This is a genomic window from Pseudonocardia yuanmonensis, assembly GCF_039542425.1.
Taxonomy (GTDB): domain Bacteria; phylum Actinomycetota; class Actinomycetes; order Mycobacteriales; family Pseudonocardiaceae; genus Pseudonocardia; species Pseudonocardia yuanmonensis.
Genome location: NZ_BAABIC010000006.1, coordinates 320,055 through 345,285, shown reverse-complemented (window position 1 = coordinate 345,285; position 25,231 = coordinate 320,055). Strand labels below are relative to the sequence as shown.

The 25,231-nt window shown below is 74.4% G+C and carries 26 protein-coding genes; 12 read left to right on the top strand and 14 right to left on the bottom strand.

Going from position 1 to position 25,231, the window contains the following annotated elements; all coding sequences use genetic code 11:
- The first annotated feature begins 10 nt into the window (after positions 1 to 10).
- Positions 11 to 757 (top strand): HAD family hydrolase, encoded by a 747-nt coding sequence (locus tag ABD990_RS11790; protein WP_345380450.1) that lies wholly within the window; start codon positions 11 to 13, stop codon positions 755 to 757.
- On the opposite strand, the gene ABD990_RS11785 is transcribed toward ABD990_RS11790, so the two are convergent.
- The 3 genes from ABD990_RS11785 to ABD990_RS11775 form a co-directional block, all read right to left on the bottom strand.
- Positions 709 to 1,236, bottom strand: a complete 528-nt coding sequence (locus ABD990_RS11785) for a flavin reductase family protein (protein WP_345380449.1) — start codon at positions 1,234 to 1,236, stop codon at positions 709 to 711. The genes ABD990_RS11790 and ABD990_RS11785 overlap by 49 nt on opposite strands.
- 267 nt (positions 1,237 to 1,503) lie before the next feature.
- Complete coding sequence (locus ABD990_RS11780) at positions 1,504 to 2,490, bottom strand: sigma-70 family RNA polymerase sigma factor (protein ID WP_345380489.1); 987 nt, start codon at positions 2,488 to 2,490, stop codon at positions 1,504 to 1,506.
- Between the two features lie 411 nt (positions 2,491 to 2,901).
- Entirely contained in the window at positions 2,902 to 4,167 is a 1,266-nt protein-coding gene (locus tag ABD990_RS11775; RefSeq protein ID WP_345380448.1) for an alpha/beta fold hydrolase, read from the bottom strand.
- Between the two features lie 259 nt (positions 4,168 to 4,426).
- On the opposite strand from ABD990_RS11775, the gene ABD990_RS11770 reads away from it, so the two are divergent.
- From ABD990_RS11770 to ABD990_RS11760, 3 genes are all read left to right on the top strand, one after another.
- Positions 4,427 to 6,232, top strand: a complete 1,806-nt coding sequence (locus ABD990_RS11770) for a PHA/PHB synthase family protein (RefSeq protein ID WP_345380447.1) — start codon at positions 4,427 to 4,429, stop codon at positions 6,230 to 6,232.
- Between the two features lie 85 nt (positions 6,233 to 6,317).
- Positions 6,318 to 6,749, top strand: coding sequence for a helix-turn-helix domain-containing protein (locus ABD990_RS11765; protein WP_345380446.1), 432 nt, complete (start codon positions 6,318 to 6,320; stop codon positions 6,747 to 6,749).
- A gap of 144 nt (positions 6,750 to 6,893) precedes the next feature.
- The gene (locus ABD990_RS11760) at positions 6,894 to 7,196 is read left to right on the top strand and encodes a hypothetical protein (RefSeq protein ID WP_345380445.1); all 303 of its coding nucleotides are present in this window, start codon (positions 6,894 to 6,896) and stop codon (positions 7,194 to 7,196) included.
- An 11-nt stretch (positions 7,197 to 7,207) separates the two neighbouring features.
- On the opposite strand, the gene dtd is transcribed toward ABD990_RS11760, so the two are convergent.
- Complete coding sequence (gene dtd, locus ABD990_RS11755) at positions 7,208 to 7,633, bottom strand: D-aminoacyl-tRNA deacylase (protein WP_345380444.1); 426 nt, start codon at positions 7,631 to 7,633, stop codon at positions 7,208 to 7,210.
- Positions 7,630 to 9,162 (bottom strand): DUF7782 domain-containing protein, encoded by a 1,533-nt coding sequence (locus tag ABD990_RS11750; RefSeq protein ID WP_345380443.1) that lies wholly within the window; start codon positions 9,160 to 9,162, stop codon positions 7,630 to 7,632. Before ABD990_RS11750 ends, dtd begins: the two co-directional genes overlap by 4 nt.
- Positions 9,163 to 9,215: 53 nt before the next feature.
- Here ABD990_RS11750 and ABD990_RS11745 point away from each other — a divergent pair, with 53 nt between their 5' ends.
- From ABD990_RS11745 to ABD990_RS11735, 3 genes are all read left to right on the top strand, one after another.
- The gene (locus tag ABD990_RS11745) at positions 9,216 to 9,788 is read left to right on the top strand and encodes an HhH-GPD-type base excision DNA repair protein (protein WP_345380442.1); all 573 of its coding nucleotides are present in this window, start codon (positions 9,216 to 9,218) and stop codon (positions 9,786 to 9,788) included.
- Positions 9,789 to 9,865: 77 nt separating this feature from the next.
- Entirely contained in the window at positions 9,866 to 10,300 is a 435-nt protein-coding gene (locus ABD990_RS11740) for an ArsR/SmtB family transcription factor (protein ID WP_345380441.1), read from the top strand.
- Between the two features lie 110 nt (positions 10,301 to 10,410).
- Positions 10,411 to 10,752 carry a DUF3099 domain-containing protein gene (locus tag ABD990_RS11735; protein WP_345380440.1) on the top strand — a complete coding sequence of 114 codons (342 nt, stop codon included), beginning with the start codon at positions 10,411 to 10,413 and terminating at the stop codon, positions 10,750 to 10,752.
- A gap of 136 nt (positions 10,753 to 10,888) precedes the next feature.
- Here the strand turns inward: ABD990_RS11735 and ABD990_RS11730 are convergent, their stop codons facing one another.
- Positions 10,889 to 11,800, bottom strand: coding sequence for a pseudouridine-5'-phosphate glycosidase (locus tag ABD990_RS11730; protein ID WP_345380488.1), 912 nt, complete (start codon positions 11,798 to 11,800; stop codon positions 10,889 to 10,891).
- Between the two features lie 10 nt (positions 11,801 to 11,810).
- On the opposite strand from ABD990_RS11730, the gene ABD990_RS11725 reads away from it, so the two are divergent.
- Complete coding sequence (locus ABD990_RS11725; RefSeq protein WP_345380439.1) at positions 11,811 to 12,065, top strand: DUF3039 domain-containing protein; 255 nt, start codon at positions 11,811 to 11,813, stop codon at positions 12,063 to 12,065.
- A 15-nt stretch (positions 12,066 to 12,080) separates the two neighbouring features.
- On the opposite strand, the gene hrpB is transcribed toward ABD990_RS11725, so the two are convergent.
- Complete coding sequence (gene hrpB / locus ABD990_RS11720; RefSeq protein WP_345380438.1) at positions 12,081 to 14,564, bottom strand: ATP-dependent helicase HrpB; 2,484 nt, start codon at positions 14,562 to 14,564, stop codon at positions 12,081 to 12,083.
- Positions 14,565 to 14,724: 160 nt separating this feature from the next.
- Positions 14,725 to 15,087 carry a DUF3040 domain-containing protein gene (locus ABD990_RS11715; protein WP_345380437.1) on the bottom strand — a complete coding sequence of 121 codons (363 nt, stop codon included), beginning with the start codon at positions 15,085 to 15,087 and terminating at the stop codon, positions 14,725 to 14,727.
- A gap of 151 nt (positions 15,088 to 15,238) precedes the next feature.
- On the opposite strand from ABD990_RS11715, the gene ABD990_RS11710 reads away from it, so the two are divergent.
- Positions 15,239 to 16,432: an acyl-CoA dehydrogenase family protein gene (locus ABD990_RS11710; RefSeq protein WP_345380436.1), complete on the top strand. Its 1,194-nt coding sequence runs from the start codon at positions 15,239 to 15,241 to the stop codon at positions 16,430 to 16,432.
- Positions 16,425 to 17,600: an acyl-CoA dehydrogenase family protein gene (locus tag ABD990_RS11705; protein WP_345380435.1), complete on the top strand. Its 1,176-nt coding sequence runs from the start codon at positions 16,425 to 16,427 to the stop codon at positions 17,598 to 17,600. The genes ABD990_RS11710 and ABD990_RS11705 overlap by 8 nt, the downstream gene beginning before the upstream one ends.
- 73 nt (positions 17,601 to 17,673) lie before the next feature.
- Here ABD990_RS11705 and ABD990_RS11700 read toward each other — a convergent pair whose 3' ends face one another.
- On the bottom strand, positions 17,674 to 17,904 hold the full coding sequence (locus ABD990_RS11700; protein ID WP_345380434.1) for a hypothetical protein: 231 nt from the start codon (positions 17,902 to 17,904) through the stop codon (positions 17,674 to 17,676).
- Positions 17,905 to 17,915: 11 nt separating this feature from the next.
- Positions 17,916 to 19,055, bottom strand: a complete 1,140-nt coding sequence (locus tag ABD990_RS11695) for an inorganic phosphate transporter (protein WP_345380433.1) — start codon at positions 19,053 to 19,055, stop codon at positions 17,916 to 17,918.
- Between the two features lie 281 nt (positions 19,056 to 19,336).
- Here ABD990_RS11695 and ABD990_RS11690 point away from each other — a divergent pair, with 281 nt between their 5' ends.
- Both ABD990_RS11690 and ABD990_RS11685 read left to right on the top strand, forming a co-directional pair.
- Positions 19,337 to 19,804, top strand: a complete 468-nt coding sequence (locus tag ABD990_RS11690) for a DUF1059 domain-containing protein (protein WP_345380432.1) — start codon at positions 19,337 to 19,339, stop codon at positions 19,802 to 19,804.
- A 92-nt stretch (positions 19,805 to 19,896) separates the two neighbouring features.
- Positions 19,897 to 20,505, top strand: a complete 609-nt coding sequence (locus ABD990_RS11685; RefSeq protein WP_345380431.1) for a TetR/AcrR family transcriptional regulator — start codon at positions 19,897 to 19,899, stop codon at positions 20,503 to 20,505.
- Here ABD990_RS11685 and ABD990_RS11680 read toward each other — a convergent pair.
- From ABD990_RS11680 to ABD990_RS11665, 4 genes are read right to left on the bottom strand one after another with little or no spacing between them, the layout of a single operon-like run.
- Entirely contained in the window at positions 20,475 to 21,476 is a 1,002-nt protein-coding gene (locus ABD990_RS11680) for a TIGR03842 family LLM class F420-dependent oxidoreductase (protein ID WP_345380487.1), read from the bottom strand. The genes ABD990_RS11685 and ABD990_RS11680 overlap by 31 nt on opposite strands.
- Positions 21,477 to 21,490: 14 nt before the next feature.
- Positions 21,491 to 22,882, bottom strand: coding sequence for a dihydropyrimidinase (gene hydA / locus ABD990_RS11675; RefSeq protein WP_345380429.1), 1,392 nt, complete (start codon positions 22,880 to 22,882; stop codon positions 21,491 to 21,493).
- Positions 22,879 to 24,174: an aspartate aminotransferase family protein gene (locus ABD990_RS11670; RefSeq protein ID WP_345380427.1), complete on the bottom strand. Its 1,296-nt coding sequence runs from the start codon at positions 24,172 to 24,174 to the stop codon at positions 22,879 to 22,881. Before ABD990_RS11670 ends, hydA begins: the two co-directional genes overlap by 4 nt.
- Entirely contained in the window at positions 24,171 to 25,013 is an 843-nt protein-coding gene (locus ABD990_RS11665; RefSeq protein WP_345380426.1) for a nitrilase-related carbon-nitrogen hydrolase, read from the bottom strand. The genes ABD990_RS11670 and ABD990_RS11665 overlap by 4 nt, the downstream gene beginning before the upstream one ends.
- Between the last annotated feature and the right edge of the window lie 218 nt (positions 25,014 to 25,231).

The window sequence follows — 25,231 nt, the reverse complement described above, 5'->3', positions numbered from 1 at the left end:
GAGTGCTCCGATGCGCCTGGCGGTCCTCGACCTCGTCGGCACCACGGTCGCCGACGGCGGCCTGGTCCTCGACGCGGTGCGCCGCGGCCTGACGTCGGTCGGCGTGCCGGTGGCCGGGCCGCGGTTCCCGGCGTTGCAGCGGCAGGCCCGGGCGACCACCGACCGGCCGGTGCTGCGGGTCTTCGCGGACCTGCTCGACGGCGACCTGCGCCGGGCGCGGCTCGCGGCCGAGGCCTACGAGGCCCACCTGCGGCAGGCGGCGGAGCGGGGCCGGGTGCGGGGGGTGCCCGGGGCGGGCGCGGCGATCGCCGCGCTGCGCGAGGCCGGGACGGCGGTGGCGCTCGTCGGCGGGGTCGGCGCGGAGACGCGGGACGTGCTGGTCACCCGTGCGGGACTGGCGGCGGACCTCCTGCTCGCGCCCGCGGACGTCGGCGGGCGCGGCTGGCCGGAGCCGGACCTGGTGCTGGCCGCGGCACGGGCGGTCGACGCCGAGCCCGCCGACTGCGTGGTCGTGGCGGACTCGACCGCCGGGATGGCCGCCGCGGCGCGCTCGGGCGCCGGGCTGGCGCTGGGGGTGCAGAGCGGGGCGCACTCAGCCGCGCGGCTGCGGGCGGCGGGCGCCCACGACGTGCTGGAGTCGGTCGTGGAGCTGCCGGCGCGGCTGGGCCTGCCCCAGCCGCCGGTGGTCCCGCGGCCGGCGGCGCAGGGTCAGCTGGTCTCCTCGGACTCGCTGGCCACCGGCGGGGTCAGCCCGTAGTTGCCCCGATAGAACAGCAGGGGCAGCCGGCTGGGGTCGGCGCCGAGGTCGGAGACCCGGCCGAGCACGACGGTGTGGTCGCCGCCGTCGTACTCGTTCCAGAGTGTGCAGTCGATCCAGGCGCTGACACCCTCGAGCACCGGCGAGCCCGACGGCGCGGGCTGCCAGGTGACCCCGGCGAACTTGTCCGTGCCCGAGCGCGCGAACCCGTTGCTGTACTCCTGGTGGTCCTCGGCGAGCACGTTCACGCAGAAGGAGCCCACCTCCCGGATCCGGGGCCAGGTGGAGGAGGTGCGTGCGGGGGAGAAGGAGATCAGCGGTGGGTCCAGCGACAGCGAGGCGAACGACTGGCAGGTGAAGCCCAGCGGCCCGTCCGGTCCCTTCGCGGTGATCACGACGACGCCCGACACGAAGTGACCCAGGACGTCCCGCATCGCCTCGGGGGTCACCGGCTGGGGAGTCTCCGTCGTACTCGGCATGTCCCGAGCCTAGGCAGCGGGCGGCCGGATCACCATGCCCCGCGTGCGGTGTGACACACCCGGCCCGGCGCCCGGCGGGACATCCACCGATCGGGCCCGCCTGTCGCTCCGGCCCGACGGCGGCCCGCCCCGAGAATGATCACCGGCCGACGGCGCCCCCGTCTCGTGGGGAGCCCGGTGGGGCGGCGTCGGCCCCGCGACGCGCGAGAACGCCGCGGCCCCGCACCCGGGTGGGGTGCGGGGCCGCGGCGCTCGGATCGTGAACGCTCAGCTCGCGTAGGCGCGCAGGCGATCCGCCCGCTCGCCGACCCGCAGCTTCGCCATGACCTCGCGCTCGATCTGGCGCACCCGCTCGCGGGAGAGCCCGAAGCGGCGGCCGATCTGGTCCAGCGTGCGCGGCTGGCCGTCGTCGAGGCCGTAGCGCATCCGGATCACCGCCTGCTCGCGCTCCTCCAGCGTGCCGAGCACGCGGCGCAGGTCGTCGTGCAGCAGGTGCGAGATCACCGTGTTCTCGGCGTCCGCCGCCTGGTCGTCCTCGATGAAGTCCCCGAGCGGGGCCTCCTCGTCGCTGCCGACCGGCATGTCGAGGCTCACCGGGTCCCGCGCGTGGTCGAGCAGGTCGGCGATCTTCTCCTCGGGCAGGCCGGACTCGGCGGCCAGCTCCTCGTGGGTGGCCTCGCGGCCGAGGCGCTGGTGCATGTCCCGCTTGATCCGGGCCAGCTTGTTGACCTGCTCCACCAGGTGCACGGGCAGCCGGATGGTGCGGGCCTGGTCGGCCATGCCGCGGGTGATCGCCTGCCGGATCCACCAGGTGGCGTAGGTCGAGAACTTGAAGCCCTTCGCGTAGTCGAACTTCTCGACCGCGCGGATCAGGCCCAGGTTGCCCTCCTGGATGAGGTCGAGCAGCGGCATGCCGCGGCCCGTGTAGCGCTTGGCCAGCGAGACGACCAGGCGCAGGTTTGCCTCGAGCAGGTGGTTGCGCGCCCGCTCGCCGTCCCGCACCACGGCCCGCAGGTCCCGGGCGTAGGCGGGGTCGAGCTCGCGGCCCTCGACGCGCGCGCTGTCGAGCACGTGCGAGGCGAAGACGCCGGCCTCGATCCGCTTGGCGAGGTCGACCTCCTCCGCCGCGGTGAGCAGCGCGGTCTTGCCGATGCCGTTCAGGTAGACCCGGACCAGGTCGGCGGCCGGGCTCTGCGCGTCGAGATCCTCGGCGGTCAGCTCCGGCCGGCCGGTCTCCTGCACCTCGTCGGTCACCTCGTCGGTCGTCTCGTCAGTCACCGTCGCCCCGGTGACCTCCTCGGGCGCCTCGGGGGACGCCGTGGCGGACGTGCCCTGCGCGCGGGCCGACTTCTTCACGGCGCCGGAGCGCGAGGACGAGGTACGCTGTCCGGGAACGCGAGCCGGCGCGCGGCGCCGGGTGGGCGCGGGCGCGGTGTCGCTACCGGTGCTCCGGCGTGCGGATCCGGCGTGTGCAGGGTCCAGTGCGGGATCCACCGTCGGTGCCACTGTCATGGACGTTCCTCCCCTAACGCGACCCGGGCGGTTCGCCAGTGGGACCAGGCCCTCCGCCGGGGTTCTACAGGGTTGAACGCACAGGTGCGGATAAACGTTCCCGGCTCCGCGCATCCGCCGTGCGGGTGACGGAGCCGGGAACGTGTCCGCCCGTCAGGCGACGCCGGAGATGCCGCTCGTGGAGAGCGACCGGACCTCCGCCATGAGCGCCGGCCAGTCCCTGTGCAGGGCGTTTCGCCCGGTGAACAGGCCCAGGTGCCCGCCGGCGGCGATCCGCTTCGTGATCAGTTCCGCCGGCGTGGACACGTGGTCGGCGATCGCGAACAGCTGCGCCGGCGGCGTGATGTGATCCGTGGCACCCGCGAGCAGGAACAGCGGGCAGGAGATCGCGTCGAGCCGGGCCGGGCGGCCCTCGACCTCGAGCTCGCCGCGCACCAGACGGTTGCGCCAGAACAGGTTCTCCACCAGCCAGAGGTAGAACGCCCCCGGGACGTCCTGGGTGTGCTTGAACCAGTCCTCGAACACCCGGTAGCGCTCGACGTGCGCCGGGTCGTCGACGTCGGCCAGCAGGCGCAGCTGGCGGCCGACCTCCGCCTGCGGCTGGATCATCACGAAGTTCGCCAGCACCGCGGCGCCGGCCATGTTCCCGCCGTTGGCCGCGACCAGGGCGCGGTAGGGCGCGAGGCCGAACCGGCCGGCGAGGGCCTGCGTCGACGCCGTGATGACCGAGTCGCCCGCGTGGAAGTCGATCGGGGCGCCCGCGAGGGTCAGGGTGTGGACCCGCTCGGGGTGCAGCGTCGCGTAGATGGTGGCGAGCCAGCCGCCCTGGCAGTCGCCGACGAGGTTGGCCCGCCCGCCCATGCGGCGGATCGAGCGGTCGATCACGTCGATGTAGTCGGTGATGGTGACCCGCGTGGTGGCGGGCGTGGCCGGCCGCCAGTCCAGCGAGTACAGCCGGGTCAGGCCGGACTCGCGCAGCGCCGTGAGCTGGCTCTGCCCCGGCGCGAAGTCGACGACGGTCGAGCTGTGCCCGGCCTGCGGCGGCAGCAGCAGCGTCGGGACGACCGGATCGGCGCGGTGCCCGTCCGCGGTGAAGTCGCGCAGCACCGCGAAGTCCGTCTCGAGCGTGATCCGGTGCGGGAGGTGCCAGCGCGGCTCGGCCCGGTCGAGCACCGTGGTCCACCACGACGCGGCGCGCGCGGGCGCGGCCCACGGGCGGCGGGCGAGCGACCACCAGGCGGCGCCGGCGGCCCGGCCGGCCTCGGCCAGCGTGCGCGCGGTCGTCTCGGTGCCGTAGCGGAGGAGGAAGCGGTAGGGGTGGTCGGCGGCGGGGCCGCCGACCGGGGTGCCCGCGAGATCCTCGGTGGCGTCCCGCTCGAGCGTGCTCTCGCCGGGGTCGCCCGTCAGCGCGGTGGTCATGGTCGTCTCCCATCGCCGGTGATGCTCGACCTTCGTGTGTGCTACTCGACGGTAGGTCGTGGTGTGTATCCCGAGCAACCGGAGACCTACCCGGCAGTAGTGCTTGCTATGCCAAGCGCAGGTGACGGGGCTTACGGAGTGACCTGGATCCTCCGCCACCACCTACCGTCGAGTACCCCCCACCATGGGGCGGCCGCCCGCCGGAGAGCCCGATCGGCCCGGGGCGGGCACACGTCGCACATGGGGGAGGCCACGGCCGATGACGTCCAGGAACACACTCGCTGCAGTCCCGCCGACTGCGGGCGACGCCCGGGGAGAGGGCGCGTCCGAGCAGGTGCGGGCCGAGGAGCGTGCCCGCCGGCTGGTCGGCTCGGTTGCCGACGCGGTGAAGGACCGGCTCGACCCGCGCACCGTCGCCGCGCGCGTGGACCCGATCGGCTTCGTGCCCGCGCTCGCCGGTGCCGCCAAGGCGGTCGCCACCCACCCGGCCACCGCCGCGAAGGTCGGCCTGGGCTGGGGTCTCGACGCGTCCCGCGCGGGCGCCGTCTCCGCGCTGCGGGCGCTCGGCGCCACGACCGAGGGTCCGGCCGTGCTGGCCGAGCGCGACCCGCGCTACAAGGACCCGGTCTGGGAGGAGAACGCCTGGTACTGGCTCTGCCGTCAGGAGTACGGCCTCTTCGCGGCCCGGCTGCGCGAGCTGGCCGCGTCCGTCGAGCTCGAGCCGATCACCCGCCGCAAGATCGACTTCCTGGTCGACCAGCTCATCGAGGCCGCGGCGCCGCCGAACTGGCCGGCCGGCAGCCCCGGCATGGTCCAGAGGGCCTTCGAGACCGGCGGGCGCAGCCTGGTCCGCGGCGCCCGCAACGCGCTGCGCGACCTCGTGCAGAACCGCGGGCTGCCGCAGCAGCACACGCCGGGCGAGTTCGTGGTGGGGGAGCACCTCGCCACCACTCCCGGCAAGGTGGTCTACCGCAACCGGCTGATCGAGCTGATCCAGTACGCCCCGCAGACCCCGCAGGTCCACGAGATCCCGCTGCTCATGAGCCCGCCGTGGATCAACAAGTTCTACATCATGGACCTCGCCCCGGGGCGCAGCCTCGTGGAGTGGGCGGTGCAGCACGGGCACACCGTGTTCATGATCAGCTACCGGGACCCGGACTCGTCGTTGCGCGACCTGACGGTGAGCGACTACCTCCTCGAGGGCCCGCTGGCCGCGCTCGACGTCGTCCAGGAGATCACCGGGGCGCCCAAGGTCAACGTGGCCGGGCTGTGCCTCGGCGGCACGATCGCGGCCTCGATGCTGGCCTGGCTCGCGGCCCGTGGCGACGACCGGGTCAACAGCCTCACCCTGATGAACACCCTGCTGGACTTCACGGGGCCGGGCATCCTCGGCGTGTTCACCGACGAGGCGACCGTCAAGCGGCTCGAGCACACCATGCGCAAGGACGGGTACCTGCCGGCGTCGAGCATGAAGATGACCTTCGACCTGCTCCGCGCCACGGACCTGCTGTGGCGCTACGTCGAGGCCAACTGGCTGCAGGGCCGCGACCCCGAGCCGTTCGACATGCTCACCTGGAACGCCGACTCCACCCGGATGCCGGCCGAGATGCAGGCCGAGTACCTGCGCACCTGCTACATCCGAAACGAGCTGGCCGAGGGCAAGCTCGAGCTCGCCGGGGAGCGGCTGGACCTGCAGAACGTCCGCCAGGACGCGTACGTCATCACCGCCGAGCGGGACCACATCGCGCCGTGGGAGTCGGTGTATCTCGGTGCCCGGCGGCTCGGCGGCACCGTGCGGTTCGTGCTGTCGAACTCCGGCCACATCGCCGGCGTCGTCAACCCGCCCTCACCGAAGTCGCGGCACTGGTTCACCGAGTCGTCCGAGCTGCCGGAGAGCTCGCAGGAGTGGCGCGACGACGCCACCGAGCAGCGGGCGAGCTGGTGGGAGGACTGGGCGAACTGGGCCGAGGAGCACGGGGGCGACAAGATCACGCCGCCGTCGCTGGGCTCGGACGCCCACCCGCCGCTCGGCGACGCGCCGGGCACCTACGTGCTGCGGAGCTGAGCCCGTCGACACCGCCCGACCCCCCTTCGGTACGTCCCGATCCGGGGCCGCGACACCGCGGCCCCGGATCGGGGAGACTGGGGGCATGACGACGGGTGGTGGTGCCGGTCCGACGGAGGGTCGGGTCCGGGACGGGGGCTGGTCCGATCAGGTCAACGCGCTGGGCGGGTTCATCCGTGCCCAGCGGCAGATGGCCAAGCTGTCGCTGCGCGAGATGGCCTCGATGACCCGCGTCTCCAACGCCTACCTGAGCCAGGTCGAGCGCGGGCTGCACCAGCCGTCGCTCAAGGTCCTGCACTCCATCGCCGACGCGCTGCACCTCAACGCCGAGCAGTTGCTGCAGCAGGCGGGCTGGAGCGCCGGCGCCGCCGGGGCGAACGGCCGCACGGAGCCGGCCGCGGAGGAGCCCGCGGCCGGCCCGTGCTCGGTCGAGGAGGCCGTGCGGGCGGAGTCGCGGCTGACCGAGGAGCAGAAGACGGCGCTGCTCGGGGTCTACCGGAGCTTCCTCGACTCCTGACGGGGCGGGGGCGTGCCGTGACGGGGCCCACGAGCAGCGCTGATTGACATACTTAACGCTGGTGCGTAGTTTAGGTAGCGCGCCGCCGATCGGCGTGCGCCACCGACATCGGGCCCCGACCGGGGTCGAGGAAAGGAGGCCGTCATGGCCGGCACCAGCGAGAAGCTCACCGACTTCGCCAAGCGCGGCCAGGAGGCCGTCAGCTCCGCGTTCGACGCCTGGACGGACGCCGTCGGCTCGCTCGCCTCGTTCCGCCCGTCCGCGGCGGAGGCGCAGAGCCTGCTCGACAGCTCCTACGGCGCCGCGGAGAAGGTCCTCGCCAGCCAGCGCGACTTCGCCAAGAGCGTGCTCGAGGCGGGCGTGCAGGTCGTCGAGACCGTGGGCGAGCAGGCGGACAAGGTCTCCGCGAAGGCCCGCACCACCGCGACCCGCACGCCGTCGGTCTGACCCCGGCCGGGTCAGGTCTCGACCAGCACCGTGAAGGGGCCGTCGTTCACCGAGGCGACGGCCATCTCGGCGCCGAACACCCCCGTCTCGACGTGCGCGCCCCGCGCGCGCAGGGCGGCCACCACGGCGTCGATCACCGGCTCGGCCACCTCGGGCCGGGCCGCGGCGGACCACGAGGGCCTGCGGCCCTTGCGGGTGTCGCCGTAGAGGGTGAACTGGCTGATCACCAGGAGCGGGGCGCCCGCGTCGGCGCACGACCGCTCACCCCCGAGCAGCCGCAGCTCCCAGAGCTTGCGTGCCATCCGCTCGACGTCCTCGGCGCCGTCGGCGTGGGTCACGCCCAGCAGCACGAGCAGGCCCTCGCCCTCGAACGCGCCGACGGTCCGGCCGTCGACGGCGACCGAGGCGCCGCGGACCCGGGAGGCGACCGCCCTCATGCGGCGCTCCTGGTCGGCCCGGCCGCGGGCAGCAGCACGCCGTGCCGCACGAACTCCCGCACGGCGGGCAGCGCGGCCCGCACCAGGGCGTCGACCGGCCGGTCGTGGGCGAAGGACAGCAGGGCGAACAGCTCCGCCAGGGGCAGCGCGCCCGAGCAGCCCGCGAGCAGCGCGGCGGCGGGCTCGTCGACCTCGTGCCGCCACTGCGGCCCGTCGGCGAGCACGACCGCCGCGCCCGCGTCGGACCAGCCCTCGTCGCCGGCCACGGCATAACGCTCCAGGGTCGCGCTCGGGGAGAGCATGAGCCGGGCGCCCAGCAGCGCCTCGTCGTCCGCGTGGTCCCGCAGCCAGTCGACGCGATCCAGCCAGCCCGCCATCTCGGCGTTCAGCGGGTCGGCGAGCTCGCCGGGCAGGTCCTCGACGACGATCTCGGGGGCCCGCCCGTCGGGCACCGTGCGCAGCAGCAGGAACCCGAAGCCGACGGCCTCGACGCGCTCGGCCTCCAGCCAGTCCAGCCACGCCGCCGCCTGCGCGCGGGTGGCGGGCGCGGACAGGTCCAGCCCGGCGTCGCGCTGCCAGGTGCCCACGTGCAGCGCCGGATCGGTCACCTCGCGCTGCACGATCCACGCGTCGCAGCCCTCGGGGACCCACGACCGCACCCGGTCCGGCCAGTCCTCGCCGCGCACGTGCAGCCAGGACCCGAGCAGCTGGGCCCGTCCGCCGGGCCGCAGCCGGTCGGGGAGGTCGCGCAGCAGCCCGGCCAGCGCCGCGTCGCCGGCCTTCCCGGAGTCGCGGTAGACGTACTCGACCCGCGCGGGACCGGGCACGAACGGCGGGTTGGACACGACGGCGTCGAACCGCCGGTCGGCGACGGGCTCCAGCCACGGCCCCTCGACGAGGTCGACGTTGTGCACGCCGGACAGCGCGAGCGTGGCCCGGGCCGTCGCGAGGGCGCGCGGCGCCACGTCCGTGGCGGTGACCCGTCCGGAGAACCGGCTGGCGTGCAGGGCCTGGACCCCGCACCCGGTGCCGAGATCGAGAGTGTCCCGCACCGGCGTGCGCACCAGCGACGACGCGAGCGTCAGCGACGCCCCGCCGACGCCGGTCACGTGGTCGCGGTCCTGCCGGGCGGCCGGGGTGTCGAGGTCGGAGAGGACGTACCAGAGCGCCTCGCCCCCGGCGTCCTCCTCGCCGTAGGGGCGCAGGTCCATGGCCGCACGCACGCCGTCCGCGGTCCGGCTGAGCAGGCCGCCCTCGACGAGCGCGTCGACCTCGGGCAGCGGCGGCGCGGCCTCGGTGCCCCCCAGCAGGAACAGGCGGACGAGCGCGCCCAGGCCGCCGGCCTCGCGGGTGGCCCGGGCGGCAGCCTCGGGCTCGCCACGGGTCAGGGCCGCGTGGGCGCCCGCACCGAGCAGGTCGCGCACCCCGGTCGTGGTGAACCCCTGCTCCAGCAGGCTGTCCCGGAGCCGGGCGCAGAGATCGTCGGACAGGGTCGGGTCGGGGGCCGGGGTGGGCGCGGGGGCGTTCACCGGCCCATCCTCACCGATGCCGGTTCGCGCAGGTCACCGGGTACCGTGGGCCCGTGCTGAGCCTCTCCCAGGACGCCGCCGCCGACGCGCTGCTCGACCGCGACCCGCTCGCCCTGCTCACCGGCATGCTGCTCGACCAGCAGATCCCGATGGAGCGCGCGTTCGCCGCGCCCGCGGAGCTGGCCCGGCGCCTGGGCACGGAGACCCTCGACGCCCGGCAGATCGCCGGCTACGACCCGGAGAAGCTGGTCGAGGTCTTCGCGGAGAAGCCCGCTCTGCACCGCTACCCGCGCTCGATGGCGGGCCGCGTGCAGGCGCTGCACCAGGCGATCGTGGAGCGGTACGACGGCGACGTCACCGGCCTCTGGTCGGACGCGGCGGACGGCAGGGAGCTGTTCCGTCGCCTCTCGGCGCTGCCCGGGTTCGGCACCCAGAAGGCGCAGATCTTCGTGGCGCTCCTCGGCAAGCAGCGCGGGGTCACGCCCGAGGGCTGGCGCGAGGCCGCCGGGAACTACGGCGAGGAGGGCTCGTTCCGGTCGGTGGCCGACGTGGTCGACCCCGGGTCGCTGGAGAAGGTCCGCGAGTTCAAGCAGGCTGCCAAGGCGGCGAAGAAGGCGGCGACGTAGGGAGCGGCCGGGTCGGCGGCGTGACGCGGTGCGGGACGTGCCCCGCGCCGTGATCGCCCCGCAGTAGCATCGGCGACGTGCACAAGGTCCCGACCGACCGCCGCGAGATGCGGGTCATCGACCCGGATCAGGTGTGCGACGCGACCGCCGTGCTCGCCGACACCGAACAGGTCCAGCACGCGGCCACCGTCCTCGACGCGCTCGGCGAGGTGAACCGGCTGTCGATCCTGCTGGCGCTGCAGCACGCCGGCGATCTCTGCGTGTCCGATCTCGCGGTCGCCGTCGGGATGAGCGACAGCGCCGTGTCGCACGCGCTGCGGCTGCTGCGGGCGCACGGCATGGTCACCGCGCACCGCGAGGGCAGACTGGTGCGCTACCGCATCTCCGGGGGCCTGGCGAAGCGGCTGCTCGAGGTCGTCTCGGAGGAGGCCGTCGGGCCGGTGCGGCTGCACGCGCACGGCGCGCACGACGAGTCCGAGGGCGGCGCCCCGGAGCCCGGACGGGCGGGCTGATCACCGCTCCTGCGCAGGTGCTTCCCGGACGTGTGGCGGGACGCAGACCGTTCTCGGGTCGACGCGCGTACCGTCGAGGCGAGTGACACGATGGGGAAGGAGGTGGTCCGGTGACGACCGAACCCAGTCGCTCGACGGGACGGGGCGCCGATCCCGTTCTCATCACGGACGCGCAGCGCTCCTACGAGGAGGAGCTCGCCACCCGGAAGCGACGCTACAAGATCATGATGGGGATGCGCATCCCCTTCATGATCCTCGCCGCCGTCTTCTACCAGATCCCGTGGCTCGCGGTCACGCTCCTGGTCATCTCGATCCCGCTCCCGTGGATCGCGGTGCTCATCGCCAACGACCGCCTGCCGCTGAAGACGGAGAAGGTCAACCGGTACCGGGGCGAGCGGCTCGAGCTGGAGTCGAAGGAACACCCGGTCATCGAGAGCGGCAACAACCCCTGAGCGCCGGCCCGCGAGTCGGGGTGTGGGCTTCCGCGAGTCGGGCTCTGCGCTTCCGCGAGTCGGGCTCTGCGCTTCCGCGAGTCGGGGTCTGGGCTTCCGCGAGTCGGGCTCTGTGCTTCTGCGGGGTGGTGACCGGTCACGACGCGAGCTCCACCGCGACCCGGGCGGCGAGGCGGGCGTTGGCCCGGACCAGGGCGACGTTGGTGGCGAGGCTGGCCCCGTCGCTGGCGGAGTGGAAGTGCTCGAGCAGCGCGGGCGTGACGTCCTTGCCCGTGATCCCGCGGTCGGCGACGAGCCGCAGCCCCTCGGTGAGCAGGCGCTCGTGGAGGGCCGCGTCGAGCTCGTCGGCCTCGGGCACGGGCCGGGCCAGCACCATCCCGGACCCCGGCCCCAGCACGGCGTGCGCCCGCCAGGCCGCCGCGGCGTCCTCGGGCGAGTCGACCCGCCAGGGCACGGGGAAGCCGGCGTCGCGCCGGTAGAAGCCGGGGAAGCGGTCGGTGCGGTAGCCGAGCACCGGCACGGACGAGGTCTCGAGGACCTCCAGGGTCGCGCCGACGTCGAGGATCGACTTCACGCCCGCGCACACGACCAGCACCGGTGTCGCGGCGAGGGCGGGCAGGTCGGCGGAGACGTCCCAGGTCTCTCGGGCGTCGCGGTGCACGCCCCCGAGCCCGCCGGTGGCGAAGACCCGGATCCCCGCGAGGGCGGCGAGCCGGGCGGTGGCGGCGACCGTCGTCGCGCCGGAGCGCCCCAGCCCGGCGGCGGCGCCCAGGTCCCGCACCGACAGCTTCTCCAGCCCGGCCGCGCACACCCGGTCGAGCTCGGCGGCCGCGAGTCCGACGTGCGGACGCCCGTCGAGCACCGCGATCGTGGCGGGCACCGCGCCCGCCGCACGGACCTCCTCCTCCAGCTCGTCGGCCACCTCACGGTTGCGCGGCGCGGGCAGCCCGTGCGCGAGCAGCGTGCTCTCCAGCGCGACGACGGCACCCCCGGACCCGAGTGCGGCGCGGACGGCGGGTGAGAGCACGAGATCGGGCACGTGGGGCATCATGGAGCACATGCCGACCCAGACGCTGCCCGACGTCGACACCCGGCCCCAGGGGACCGACTCGACCGGCTCGGACGAGCCGAAGATGTTCCACTACGTGAAGAAGTCCAAGATCGCCGAGAGCGCGGTCCTGGGCAACATGGTGGAGGCGCTGTGCGGGGAGCGGTTCCCGGTCACCCGCTCGCCCAAGCCCGGCTCGCCGGTGTGCCCGGACTGCAAGAAGATCTACGAGGGCCTGCCCTCCGGCGGGGACGGGGGCGAGTGACCTCCTGCTGAGCTCCTAGTCCTGGGGCCGGTGGCGCCCGGTCCGCCGCGTCGGCGTGGCGGACCGCGGGTCCTCCGGCCAGTGGTGCTTCGGGTAGCGGCCGCGCAGCTCCGCGCGGACCTGCGGGTACCCGGTGTCCCAGAAGGACTCCAGGTCGTCCGTCACGGCGGCGGGCCTGCCCGCGGGTGAGAGCAGGTGCAGCAGGACCGGGACCCCGGCGATCCGCGGCGTGGCCGTCCACCCGAACGCCTCCTGCACACGGACCGGCAGCACCGGCCGGTCGCCGGAGTAGTCCACCGCGACCCGTGAACCGCTCGGCACCGTGATCCGCTCCGGGGCGAGCCCGTCGATCCGGCCCGCGAGCGGCCAGCCGACCAGCCCGCGCAGCGCGGCCCCGGCGTCGACGGCGGCGAGGTCGGCCCGGCGCCGCGCGGAGGCGAGCGGGGCGGCGAGCCAGCCCGCCGGGTCGGCGGCCCCCGCCACCAGGTCCTCCTCGTCGACCGGCGGCCACTCCCCGCCGAGCGTGCGGTGCAGGAAGGCGAGCCGCGCGCGCAACGCCCGGTCCGCGGCCGACCAGCGCAGCAGGCCGGTGCCCTCGGCACGCAGCCCGGCGACCAGCGCCTCCCGCACGAGTGCGGGGTCGGGATCGCGCAGCGGCCGCTCCTCCAGCACGATCGCGCCGAGCCGGCGCACCCGCCGCGCGCGGACGTCACCGTCGGCCCAGGCGACCTCCTCGGCGTCGCCGACCAGCGCGGCGGCCACCTCCTCGGCCAGCGCCCGGTCGGCCGCCGCCGCCAGCCGCACCCGACCGTGCGCCGCCCCGGGCGCGCGGTCGGCGACCGCGACGGCGAGCCACTCCTGGGCCCCGAGCGCGGGATCGGGCACCTCGACGGCCGTGCCACCGGCCATCAGGAACACCGGCGCCTCCCCGGACCGCCGCCGCGCCAGGCGCTCCGGGTGGGCCAGCCCCGCCACCAGCGCGGCCGGTGCGCGCCCGTCGTCGTCCCGGGTGCCGCGCGCCTCGGGAACGAGCCGCGCGAGCCGGGTCACCTCCGCCCGCCAGCGCCCGGTGGCGGGATGGGCGCCGCCGCGGAGCCGCCCCAGCTCGGCGGCGAGGTCCGGGCCGGCGGCGAGGGTGTCGTCGTCGAGCAGGGCGACGATCTCGGCGGCCGTGCGCGAGCCGACGGCCGCGGCGCCGTCGAGCAGGGCGCGGGCCAGCCGCGGGTGCAGCCCGAGACCGGCCATCCGCTCGCCGCGCGGCGTGACGGCGCCGTCGGCGTCGACCGCCCCGAGCGCCCGCAGCACCTCGCGCCCGGCCGCCAGCGGGCCCTCCGGCGGGGCGTCCCACCAGCGCAGACCCGAGCCGTCCGGCGTGCCCCAGACGGCGAGGTCGAGGGCGAGCCGGGTGAGATCGGCGGTGCGGATCTCCGGCTCGGGGAACGGGGCCAGCACCTGCCCCTCCGCCCAGCAGCGGTACGCCTCGCCCGGCGCCTCCCGCCCCGCCCGTCCCGCCCGCTGGTCGGCGACGGCCGCGGACTCCGGGATCGTGACCAGCCCGGCGAGCCCGCGGCGGTGGTCGACCCGGGGCACCCGCGCGAGCCCCGAGTCGACGACGGCGCGCACCCCCGGGACGGTCAGGCTCGACTCGGCGATCGAGGTCGCCAGCACCACCCGACGCCCGTCACCGCGCAGGGCGGCGTCCTGCTCGGCGGGCCGCAGCCGACCGTGCAGCGGCAGCACCGGCACCCCGAGCCCGTCGAGCTGCCCGGCCAGTGCGGACCCGGTCCGGCGGATCTCGGGCACGCCGGGCAGGAACGCGAGCACCGCCCCGTCCGTCCGGTCGAGCGCCACGCGGATCGCGCGCGCCACGCACGCCTCGATCCGCTCGCCCCGCTGCGGCGGCAGGTGCCGGACGGCGACCGGGTGGGTCCGCGCCTCGACCTCCACCACCGGCGCGGGCGACGCGCCGCCGAGCAGTGCCGCGAGCCGGCCGGCCGCGACGGTGGCCGACGCGGCCAGCACCGGCAGGTCCGGCCGGAGCCCCTCCCGCGCGTCGAGCAGCAGGGTGAGCAGCAGGTCCGCGTCGAGGTGCCGCTCGTGGCACTCGTCGAGCACGACCGCCCCGACGGCCGGGAGCTCGGGGTCGCGCGCCAGCCTGCGCAGCAGCAGCCCGGAGGTCACCACCTCGATGCGTGTGCCGGCCGAGGTGCGGGAGTCGCCGCGGACCGAGTAGCCGACGCGGCCGCCGACCTCCTCGCCCAGCAGTGCGGCCATCCGCCGGGCGGCTGCCCGGGTCGCGACACGCCGGGGTTCCGCGACCACGACCCGTCCGTCGACGGCGTCGGCCAGGGCCAGCGGGACGAGCGTGGTCTTGCCGGTGCCCGGCGGCGCGACGAGGACGGCGGTGCCGTGTGCGGTGAGCGTGCCGGTGACCGCGGCGAGCGCCGCCCGGACGGGCAGGTCGGGGAGCGCGCCGGGATCGGCGACGAGGGCGGGCACGTCCGCAGTGTGCCCGCCGGACCGGTGAGCGACGGCGGTGGGCACAGCAGGGGACACGAGCGGAAGGTCCGGCCGGGGGCGCGCACCGCGGGGCAGGGGCGGGCGCGGGCGCCGGGTGGTGCAGCGGCGGGCCGGGGCCCGCCGGTCCGGGTGGGTCTTGTCAGACCTCGGTGCCGCTGTCGGCGCGGCGCCGCGTCGTGGCATCGACCGCGGCGCGGGCGCGCGCGAGGTTGCGGCCGACCAGGGCGAGGATGCCGACGGTGCCGCCGACGCTCAGCAGCACGGCGAGCGCTCCGCCCGCACCGCCGACGGCGGCCGCCACGATCACCATGACCAGGGCGATCACGGCGAAGACGGCGCGGGCGGTGCGGACCTCGGCGGGGGCGGCGCGACCGGCGCCGGCGGTGTTGCGGAAGCGGTGGTCGAGATCGGGGAACTGACCCACCAGGCGGCGCTCGAGCTCCTCGAGCTGCTGGCGTTCGGCATCGGTCAGGCGCGGGGGGCGGGACTCCGGGACGCTCACCCCTCCTGCATACCCCTGACGTGCGGATCCCGACACTCTTGGGGCCTCGGGACCGTCACCCGGTCGGTGAACAGCCCTCCGTGCGGGGCGAGCGGCCACACCCTGGGGGAGGGCCCTATCTTAACGAGCGTTCATCACATATCGTCGCGGCATGAGCACCGCTGCCGACTCGTCCCGGGTCGCGGACGCCGCGCGGAAGGTCGTGCAGGAGCACGACCCGACGAGCGTCCCGACGCGGGAGTTCCTCGCCGCCTGTTTCGACGCCGGCCTCTCCTGGGTCCACTTCCCCGAGGGCCTCGGCGGCCTCGGCGTCTCCCGCGGCCTGCAGGCCGTGGCCGACGGGATCCTGCAGGACGCCGGCGGTCCCGTCCCGTTCGCCCTGAACCCCATCGGCTACGGCATGGCCGCGCCGACCCTGCGTGAGCACGCCCAGACGGACGAGCTCAAGCGCGAGTGGCTGCGCCCGCTCGCGACCACCGAGCACATCTGGTGCCAGCTGTTCTCCGAGCCCGGTGCCGGCTCCGACCTGGCCGGGCTGGCCACCTCCGCCGTCCGCGACGGCGACGACTGGGTGGTCAACGGGCAGAAGGTGTGGACCTCGCTGGCACACCGGGCCCGGTGGGCGCTGCTGCTGGCCCGCACCGACCCGGACGCGCCCAAGCACAAGGGCCTGAGCTACTTCGTCGTCGACATGAAGGGGCCGGGTGTGGAGACCCGGCCGCTGCGGCAGATGACCGGCCAGGCCGAGTTCAACGAGGTCTACCTGAACGACGCCCGCATCCCGGACGCCCACCGGCTCGGCGCGGTCGGCGACGGCTGGCGGGTCGCCATGACCACGCTGATGAACGAGCGCAGCTCCATCGGGGCCAGCGGCAGCCGCCGCGGCACCGGCACGATCGCCGATGCGGTCGCGCTCTGGGCCTCCCGGCCCGACCTGCACACCCCGGTGCTCGAGGACCGGCTGACGAAGCTGTGGCTGCGGGCCGAGGCCCAGCGGCTGACCTCCGAGCGCTCCCGCGCGACGGCGACGGTCGGCGGCCCGGGCCCCGAGGGCTCGGTGGGCAAGCTCGTCGGCGCCGAGCTGAACCAGCAGGTCTACGAGTTCTGCATGGACCTCCTCGGACCCGAGGGCATCCTGTACGACGACTACACGATGCGGGACATGGAGCGCACGGACGACTGGCGCGGGCCGCTGCAGCAGCGCTTCCTGCGCAGCCGCGCCAACACCATCGAGGGCGGCACCTCCGAGGTGCTGCGCAACATCCTCGGCGAGCGGGTGCTGGGCCTGCCCGGTGACCTGCGCGCCGACGCCGGCAAGCCCTGGAAGGAGATCCCCCGTGGCTGACCAGCAGGAGGCCCGCCCCTTCGTGTTCTCGGAGGAGCAGCGGGAGCTGCGCGCCGCGGTCCGCCGGTTCGCGGCCGACAACGCCGACGAGCAGACGGTCCGGCGGCTGATGGAGTCCGAGCCCGGGTTCGACCCCAAGGCGTGGACCCGGCTGGGCTCCGAGCTCGGCGTGCTGGGGCTGTCGGTGCCGGAGGAGCAGGGCGGGGTCGGCGGCACGCTCGTCGACCAGGCCGTCGCCGTGGAGGAGCTGGGCGCCGCGCTGTACCCGGGGCCGGTGTTCGGCACCGTCTTCCTGGCGATCCCCGCGCTCGTCGCGGTCTCGGACGGCCCGGTGCGGTCCGAGCTGCTCGGCCCGCTCGTGGAGGGCGCCCGGACCGCCGCGGTGGCCGTGGCCGACCGGGCGGGCGCGTTCGACCCGGCCGCGGTGACGGTGCAGGCCACCCGCGCCGGCGACGACTGGACGCTCTCGGGCACCGTCGAGCGCGTGGTCGACGCGGCCGCGGCGGACGACCTGCTGGTCGCCGCCACCGGTCCGGAGGGCGTGGCCCTGTTCGCCGTCGACGCGGCGGCGGGCGGGGTGGAGCGCACCGCGCTCACCACCCTGGACCTGACCCGCCGCCAGGCCACCGTGCGCCTCACGGACGCCCCGGCCCGGCTGCTCGCCGGCCCGGACGAGGCGGAGCGGGTGATCGGGCACGCACTCGTCGTGGGCTCGGCGCTGCTCGCCGTGGAGCAGGTCGGCGCGTCGCAGCACCTGCTCGACCTCACCGTGGAGTACGCGAAGGGGCGGCTGCAGTTCGGCCGGCCGATCGGCTCGTTCCAGGCCGTGAAGCACCGCCTGGCGGACATGCTCGTCGACCTCGAGCACGCCCGGTCGGCGGCCTACCACGCGGTGTGGGCGCTCGGCGACGGCTCGGACGACCCGGCGCTGGCGGCCAGCATCGCGCAGGGCACCGCGTCGGAGGCCTTCGCGCGGATCGCCGCAGACACCATCCAGCTGCACGGCGGCATCGGCTTCACCTGGGAGTACCAGGCGCAGCTGTACTACAAGCGGGCGATCACCGACGCCGCCCTGCTGGGCAGCGCGGAGCAGCACCGGGCGCGGATCGCGCGGCTCGTGCTGGACACCGCCTCGGGCGAGGGCGCCCCGTCCATCGCCACCGGCTGACCCCGCACGCACGAACGGCGCTCTCGCTCACTTGATGTGAGCGAGAGCGCCGTTCGTCTGTTCCGGGCGCGGGTCAGGACACGATGACGTACAGCCCGTATCCCACGATCAGGGCGCCGGCGGCCAGGCACAGCCCGGCGACGGCGGTGCCCGCGGCGGGGCTCAGCCCGCGCTTCCCGGCCGTGGCCGGCTGGCTCCGGGCCGACAGCCCGACCAGGGCGAACGAGACCAGCGCGATCAGCGCGACCCCGATGACCAGCGACGCGATCACGACGGTGCCGAGGGCACCCCAGGCGATGCTCATGCGTTCCTCCCTCAGGCCGCGATCCGGACCGGCGGCTCGGCCGGCTGCGGGGCGGGGACGTCGTTGACGTTCTCGGCGGTGACCGGCTTGCGCTTCGACGCCGCGTAGATCCCGGCGGCCACGGCGACGCCGGCGACCGCCACGACGATCGTGCCGACGGTGCCGCTCGACGCGACCCACGCCGCGGCGGCGCCGACGATGCCGGCCGCCGGCAGGGTCAGGATCCAGGCGATCGCCATCTGCCCGGCGACGCCCCAGCGCACCCCGGCGAGCCGCCGGCCGGCGCCGGCCCCGAAGATCGCGCCGGTGGCGACCTGCGTGGTGGACAGCGCGAAGCCCAGGTGCGACGAGCTGAGGATGACCGCCGTCGCCGCCGTCTCGGCCGCGAAGCCCTGCGGCGACTCGATGTGGCTGACCCGCTTGCCCAGCGTCCGGATGATCCGCCAGCCGCCCAGGTAGGTGCCGAGCGCGATCGCGATCCCGGCCGAGGCGATCACCCAGAACGGCGGGCCCGAGTTCGGGGCCAGCACGCCGGCGGTGATCAGCGTCAGCGTGATCACGCCCATGGTCTTCTGCGCGTCGTTGGTGCCGTGCGCCAGCGCGACCATGGACGCGGACACGATCTGCCCGGCGCGGAAGCCCTTCGTCACCGTGCCGCGGTCGGCGCGGGCGGTGGCGCGGTAGCCGATGTAGGTCCCGATCAGCGCGACGAGCCCCGCGAGGACGGGGGAGATCAGCGCGGGGATGACGACCTTGGTGACGACGGTGCCGAAGTGCACGGCGCCGACGCCGGCGGCCACCAGCGACGCGCCGATCAGCCCGCCGAACAGCGCGTGCGAGGAGCTCGACGGCATCCCCAGCAGCCAGGTCAGCAGGTTCCACACGATCGCGCCGACGAGCCCGGCGAAGATGACCACGGGCGTGATCCGGGACTCGTCGATCATGCCGCTGGAGATGGTCTTCGCGACCTCCACCGAGAGGAAGGCGCCGATCAGGTTGAGCACGCCCGCCACGGCGACGGCGACCTTGGGCCGCAGGGCCCCGGTGGCGATGGACGTGGCCATCGCGTTCGCGGTGTCGTGGAAGCCGTTGGTGAAGTCGAAGATCAACGCGGTCACCACGACCACGATGACGATGAGGGTCAGATCCATGACGCCGCCGCTTCTCCCGAGGTATTGCCGGATGAAACGGTAGGTTCACGCAGTGAACGGAAGGTGAACACACGGCGAAACCGAGATGCGGCGCGTGCGCCGTGCATCACGCGGGGCGCTCGGCCGGCCCGCCGTCCGGCTCACTGCCGTTGGCCCGGACGGTCGTGTCCTGAACTACGTATGGACGGCTCCGGATGGCGGGTGTGCAGTGAGGCCCCCGCGCGTCGCGCGGCCCGGACCCGGAGGTCCCCATGGCGAGGATGATGGTCGACTGTCGCACCATGCCGAGCGAGTCGAACTGCAGCCTGACGATCGCCGGCGAGCCCGACGAGGTGCTCCGCGCCGCCGTCGCGCACGCGGTGGACGTGCACGGTCACACGGACGACGAGGAGCTGCGGGACGGCATCCGCGCGGGGATGACCCCGGCCGCCGAGCAGCTGGAGGTCGCCGAGGGTGGGTTCGTGCAGGTCATCGAGTTCGAGGCGGACGATCTCGGGCGCTTCCGCGAGATCGAGGCGGAGTGGCTGGAGGGGATCGGCGACGCGCGGACGGCGATGTGGTCCGTCATGACCGTGGACCGGGAGCGGCCGGGCCACTACGTCCAGTTCGTCGGCTTCCCGGACTACGAGGCCGCGATGCGCAACTCGAAGCACCCCGCCACCCAGCGGATCGCCGAGCAGCTGGCGGGCCTGACCCGCGGCGGCCCGACCTTCCGCAACCTCGACGTCAGCCAGGTCATGGCGCCCTGAGCGCACGACCGGTGGCACCGGCCGGACAGCCGTGACCGTACCGCGATCAAGCCGGTGATCCGTCCCGGCGACTGAGCTGCGAGAATGCGATCGTGGACGTGCGCACGCGGATCCTCGACGCCGCGGTGGAGTGCCTCGCCGCCACGGGGTTCGACGGCACGTCGCTGAGCGCCGTGGCCGGGCGGGCCGGGGTGTCCCGGCCCACGGTGTACCGGCACTTCGGCTCCCGCGAGCAGCTCGTGGAGTCGGCCCTGCTGCGGCTCTCCGAGCAGATCGTGGAGCGGATCTGGGACAGCGCGCGCGGGGCGGGCTCGGCGGCCGAGCTCGTCGTCGAGACCACGCTGCGCGCCCGCTACGAGTTCCGCACGCAGCCGGCGCTCGCCCCGGTCGCCTTCCCGGACCGCTCGACGTTCGCGCTGGCCAGGGCCAGTCTCTCGGCCGAGGCGCTGACCATGACGAAGCGGTTCCTCAGCCCGGTGCTCCGGTTCCAGCCCGAGCTGGAGGCCGAGCTCGACGAGATCGCCGAGACCGTCATCCGGTTCCTGCTGTCCCTGGTGTGGTTCGACGGCGACGCGGCGGACGAGGACGCGTTGCGCGGCTACCTGCACCGCCGGCTGGTCCCGGCGCTCGGCATCCGGCCGGCCCCGGCGGCCCGGGCGGGACGCCGCGCTCACACCCGGCCGATGACCTCCGCCCCGTAGGCCTCGATCGTCGCCTCCCGGTCGTCGTGCATCGCGTAGATCGCGAACTGGTCCACGCCGAGCGCGGCCAGCTCGGCGAGCCGCTCCCGCTGCGCCGCGGGCGGCCCGAGCAGGCAGAACCGGTCGACGACCTCGTCGGGCACGAAGTCGGTGGAGCGGTTCCCGGCCCGGCCGTGGTGGCTGTAGTCGTAGCCGGCACGGCCCTTGATGTAGCCGGTCAGCTCGGCCGGGACCGCCGCGGAGGTCTCGCCGTAGCGGGTCACCAGGTCGGCCACGTGGTTACCGACCATGCCACCGAACCAGCGCGTCTGGTCCCGGGCGTGGGCGAGATCGTCGGTCACGTACGCGGGCGCGGCGACGCACATGGTGATCGCGTCGGGGTCGCGGCCCGCGTCCGCGGCGGCGGCGCGCACGGTCTTGATCGTCCACTCCACCAGGTAGGGGTCGGCGAGCTGGAGCACGAACCCGTCCGCACACCGCCCGGCCAGCGCGAGCGCCTTGGGCCCGTACCCGGCGACCCAGACCGGGACGGCCTGCGCGCCCTCACGGACCCACGGGATCCGGACCTCGGTGCCGCCGAGGTCCACGGCCCGCCCGGCCGTCAGCCCGCGGATCACCTCGATCGACGCCTCGAGCCGGGCCAGGGTGGTCGGCGGGCGGCCCTGCACCCGCATCGCCGAGTCGCCGCGCCCGATCCCGCAGATCGTGCGCGGGCCGAACATGTCGTCGAGCGTGGCGAAGAGCGAGGCGAGCACGGTCCAGTCCCGGGTGCCCGGGTTGGTCACCATCGGCCCGACGACGAGCCGCGAGGTCCGCTCGAGGATCCGGCTGTAGATCACGAACGGCTCCTGCCAGAGCACGTGCGAGTCGAAGGTCCAGCCGTACCCGAACCCGAGCCCCTCCGCCCGCACCATGAGGTCGACGACCGTCGACGCCGGCGGGTCCGTCTGCAGCACCAGGCCGATGTCCATCGCCCTCACTCCGATCAGCGCAGGTACTGGCAGGTGTCGCGGGGCAGGAAGGTGCCGTGCCCGGGCGAGCCGAGGTACTCGCCGCCGGCGATGATCACCTTGCCGCGGGAGAGCACCGTCTCGACCTTCCCCGTCGTGGTCCGGCCCTCGTAGCAGGAGTAGTCGACGGCCATGTGGTGTGTGGCCGCCGAGTGCGTGTGCTCCGCGGTGGGGTCGTAGATCACGATGTCCGCGTCGGACCCGGGCGCGATCGTGCCCTTGCGCGGGTACAGGCCGAACATCCGCGCCGGGGTGGCGCACGCGAGCTCGATCCACCGCCGCCGCGAGATGTGCCCGTCGACGACGCCCTGGTGCAGCAGGTCCATCCGGGTCTCGACGCCCGGCAGCCCGTTCGGGATCTTCGTGAAGTCCCCGCGCCCCAGCTCCTTCTGTCCCTTGAAGCAGAAGGGGCAGTGGTCGGTGGAGACCACGGAGAGGTCGTCGTTGCGCAGCCCCCGCCACAGCGCGGCCTGGTGCTCGACCGGGCGCAGCGGCGTCGAGCAGACGTACTTGGCGCCCTCGAAGTCCGGCCGGGCCAGGTCGTCCGTGGACAGGAACAGGTACTGCGGGCAGGTCTCGGCGAAGGCGTTGACGCCGCTCTCGCGGGCGTGCGCGATCTCCGCGAGCGCCTGCTGGGCGGACAGGTGCACGACGTACAGCGGCGCCCCGGCGACCCGGGCGAGCTGGATCGCGCGGTAGGTCGCCTCGGCCTCGAGCAGCGCGTGCCGGACGTCGCCGTGGTAGCGCGGGTCGGTCTGCCCGCGGGCCAGCGCCTGCTCGGCGAGCACGTCGATGGCGATGCCGTTCTCCGCGTGCATCATGATCAGGCCGCCGGTCTCGCCGGCCTTCTGCATGGCGCGCAGGATCCTCCCGTCGTCGGAGTAGAAGACGCCGGGATAGGCCATGAACAGCTTGAAGCTGGTCACGCCCTCGCCGACGAGCACCTCCATCTCCTTGAGCGAGGACTCGGTGACGTCGGCCAGGATCATGTGGAAGCCGTAGTCGATCGCGCACTTCCCGGCCGCCTTCTCGTGCCAGGCGTCCAGGCCCTCGCGCAGCGAGCGGCCGACCGACTGGATCGGGAAGTCGATGATCGTGGTCGTGCCGCCCCAGGCCGCCGCGCGGGTGCCGGTCTCGAAGGTGTCCGCGGCGAAGGTCCCGCCGAAGGGCATCTCCATGTGCGTGTGCGCGTCGACGCCGCCCGGGATCACGTACCGGCCGCTCGCGTCGAGCTCGGTGTCGGCGCGGAAGTCCAGCGCACCGGGCGCGGCCAGCGCGACGACCTTCTCGCCGTCGACCAGGACGTCGGCGACCACCTCGTCGGCGGCGGTGAGCACGGTGCCGCCGCGGATCGCCAGGGTGCTCACGGCGCCTCCTCCGGGGTCGCGGCCGACAGGGCGTCGACCAGGATCGCCAGCCCCTCCTCGGCCTCCTCGGCCGTGAGCGACAGCGGGGGAGCGATGCGCAGGACGTTGCCGTGCAGGCCGCCCTTGCCGACCAGCAGCCCGCGCTCCCGGCAGCCCTCCAGCACCGCGACGGCGAGCGCGGGCGCGGGCCGGCCCGGTGTGCCGGAGCCCGGCTCGACCAGCTCGACGCCGACCATCAGGCCCTTGCCCCGGACGTCGCCGACGATCGGCGACGGCTGCGCCCTCAGCCCGTCGAGCAGGATCGGGCCGACCTTGGCCGCGTTGGCCTGCAGGTCGTGCTCCCGCAGGTGCCGCAGGTTCGCGAGCGCGCCCGCGGAGGTGATCGGGCTGCCGCCGAAGGTGGAGATCGAGTTCGCGGGCAGACCGTCCATGATCGACGCGGGCGCGATCACCCCGCCCATCGACAGCCCGTTCCCCACCCCCTTGGCGAAGGTGACGATGTCGGGGGTGCCCCCGTGGGCCTGCCAGCCCCAGAAGTGCTCGCCGGTCCGGCCCCAGCCGGTCTGCACCTCGTCGGAGATCCAGAGGATGTCCCGGGCCCGCAGCACCTCGGCGAAGGCGCCGAGCACGCCGTCGGGCCCGGAGGTGAAGCCGCCGACGCCCTGGATCGGCTCGGCGATCAGCGCGGCCACCCGCCCGTCCGTCTGGTCGAGCACGTCCTCGAGGTCGGCCACGCACGCCCTCACGAAGTCCTCGTCGGACAGATGTGCGAAGGGCGACCGGTACCGCTGTCCACCGTGGACGTAGTAGACCTGGAAGGGGGAGAGCGAGGTCGGCGACCAGGCGCTGTTGCCGGTGATCCCGATCGTCGAGAAGGACCGGCCGTGGTAGCTGTTGCGCAGCGCCAGGATCTGGTTGGCGCCGTTGCGGGCGCTGGCCAGCAGCAACGCGGCGTCGTTGGCCTCGGTGCCGCTGGTGGTGAGGAAGACCTTCGCGTCGGGGATGCCGGAGAGCTCGGCGATCTCCTCGCAGAGCTCCACCATCGGCCGGTTCAGGTAGAGCGTCGACGAATGGACGATCTTCGCGGCCTGCGCGGCGACGGCCTCGGTGACCGCCGGCAGCGCGTGCTCGGTCATCGTGGTGAGGATGCCGCCGAAGAAGTCCAGGTAGCGGTTCCCGTCGGCGTCCCAGACGTGCCGGCCGGAACCGTGGTCGAGCTCGATCGGGTCGGCGTAGTAGAGCGCCAGCCAACTGGGCAGGACCGCGCGGGTCCGGTCGTACAGCTCGCTCATGACTCGACCAGCGGGCCGTACGCGTCGGGCCGGCGGTCGCGGTAGAAGGCCCAGAGCTGCCGGACCTCCTCGATCATGTCCAGGTCCAGGTCACGCACGATCAGCTCCTCGTCCGTGCCGGAGCCGACGTCGCCGACGAACTGCCCGCGCGGGTCGACGAAGTAGCTGGTGCCGTAGAAGTCGTTGTCCCCGTACTCCTCCACGCCGACCCGGTTGATCGCCGCGACGAAGTACTCGTTGGCCACCGCGGCCGCCGGCTGCTCGAGCTGCCAGAGGTAGGCCGAGAGCCCGCGGCTGGTCGCGCTGGGGTTGAACACGATCTCCGCGCCGGCCAGGCCGAGCGCCCGCCAGCCCTCGGGGAAGTGCCGGTCGTAGCAGATGTACACGCCGACCCGGCCGACTGCGGTGTCGAACACCGGCCAGCCGAGGTTGCCCGGCTTGAAGTAGTACTTCTCCCAGAAGCCCTTGACCTGCGGGATGTGGTGCTTGCGGTACTTGCCCAGCACGGTGCCGTCGGCGTCGATCACCGCGGCGGTGTTGTAGTAGTTGCCGGCGCTCTCGACCTCGAAGACCGGCACCACCAGCACCATGCCGGTCTCCCGCGCCAGCGCCTGCATGCGCTGCACGGTCGGCCCGTCGGGCACCGGCTCGGCCCAGCGGTAGTGCTCGGCCTCCTGGACCTGGCAGAAGTACGGGGCGTTGAAGACCTCCTGGAAGCCCATGACCTGGGCGCCCTGCTCGGCGGCGGCGCGGGCGTAGGACTCGTGCACGTCGATCATGGACGCGGTGTCGCCGGTCCACTTGGCCTGCAGGATCGCGGCCCGGACAGTACGTGCCATCGAAGCCCCCCTTCGCACGGAACGTGAGGCGGTCACCTTGCTGCCGGGACGGCCCGCCGCGCAAGGGGCATCGGCACCGCGACCCGTGATCGTCACGTGCGGTGCGCGGCCCGTGCCCGTCCCGTGATCCCGTTGCCGAGTCGTGACCGCACCGGGCCGGATGGGGGCACTGGGAACCTGTCGGTAACGCCGCCGTCATGCCAACCTCTCAGGATTCG

Coding starts and splice junctions, on each gene's coding strand:
- ABD990_RS11790 (WP_345380450.1), top strand. CDS start 11: ATGCGCCTGGCGGTCCTCGACCTCGTCGGCACCACGGTCGCCGACGGC.
- ABD990_RS11785 (WP_345380449.1), bottom strand. CDS start 1,236: ATGCCGAGTACGACGGAGACTCCCCAGCCGGTGACCCCCGAGGCGATG.
- ABD990_RS11775 (WP_345380448.1), bottom strand. CDS start 4,167: ATGACCACCGCGCTGACGGGCGACCCCGGCGAGAGCACGCTCGAGCGG.
- ABD990_RS11770 (WP_345380447.1), top strand. CDS start 4,427: ATGACGTCCAGGAACACACTCGCTGCAGTCCCGCCGACTGCGGGCGAC.
- ABD990_RS11765 (WP_345380446.1), top strand. CDS start 6,318: ATGACGACGGGTGGTGGTGCCGGTCCGACGGAGGGTCGGGTCCGGGAC.
- ABD990_RS11760 (WP_345380445.1), top strand. CDS start 6,894: ATGGCCGGCACCAGCGAGAAGCTCACCGACTTCGCCAAGCGCGGCCAG.
- dtd (WP_345380444.1), bottom strand. CDS start 7,633: ATGAGGGCGGTCGCCTCCCGGGTCCGCGGCGCCTCGGTCGCCGTCGAC.
- ABD990_RS11730 (WP_345380488.1), bottom strand. CDS start 11,800: ATGCCCCACGTGCCCGATCTCGTGCTCTCACCCGCCGTCCGCGCCGCA.
- ABD990_RS11725 (WP_345380439.1), top strand. CDS start 11,811: ATGCCGACCCAGACGCTGCCCGACGTCGACACCCGGCCCCAGGGGACC.
- ABD990_RS11710 (WP_345380436.1), top strand. CDS start 15,239: ATGAGCACCGCTGCCGACTCGTCCCGGGTCGCGGACGCCGCGCGGAAG.
- ABD990_RS11700 (WP_345380434.1), bottom strand. CDS start 17,904: ATGAGCATCGCCTGGGGTGCCCTCGGCACCGTCGTGATCGCGTCGCTG.
- ABD990_RS11695 (WP_345380433.1), bottom strand. CDS start 19,055: ATGGATCTGACCCTCATCGTCATCGTGGTCGTGGTGACCGCGTTGATC.
- ABD990_RS11690 (WP_345380432.1), top strand. CDS start 19,337: ATGCCGAGCGAGTCGAACTGCAGCCTGACGATCGCCGGCGAGCCCGAC.
- ABD990_RS11680 (WP_345380487.1), bottom strand. CDS start 21,476: ATGGACATCGGCCTGGTGCTGCAGACGGACCCGCCGGCGTCGACGGTC.
- ABD990_RS11670 (WP_345380427.1), bottom strand. CDS start 24,174: ATGAGCGAGCTGTACGACCGGACCCGCGCGGTCCTGCCCAGTTGGCTG.
- ABD990_RS11665 (WP_345380426.1), bottom strand. CDS start 25,013: ATGGCACGTACTGTCCGGGCCGCGATCCTGCAGGCCAAGTGGACCGGC.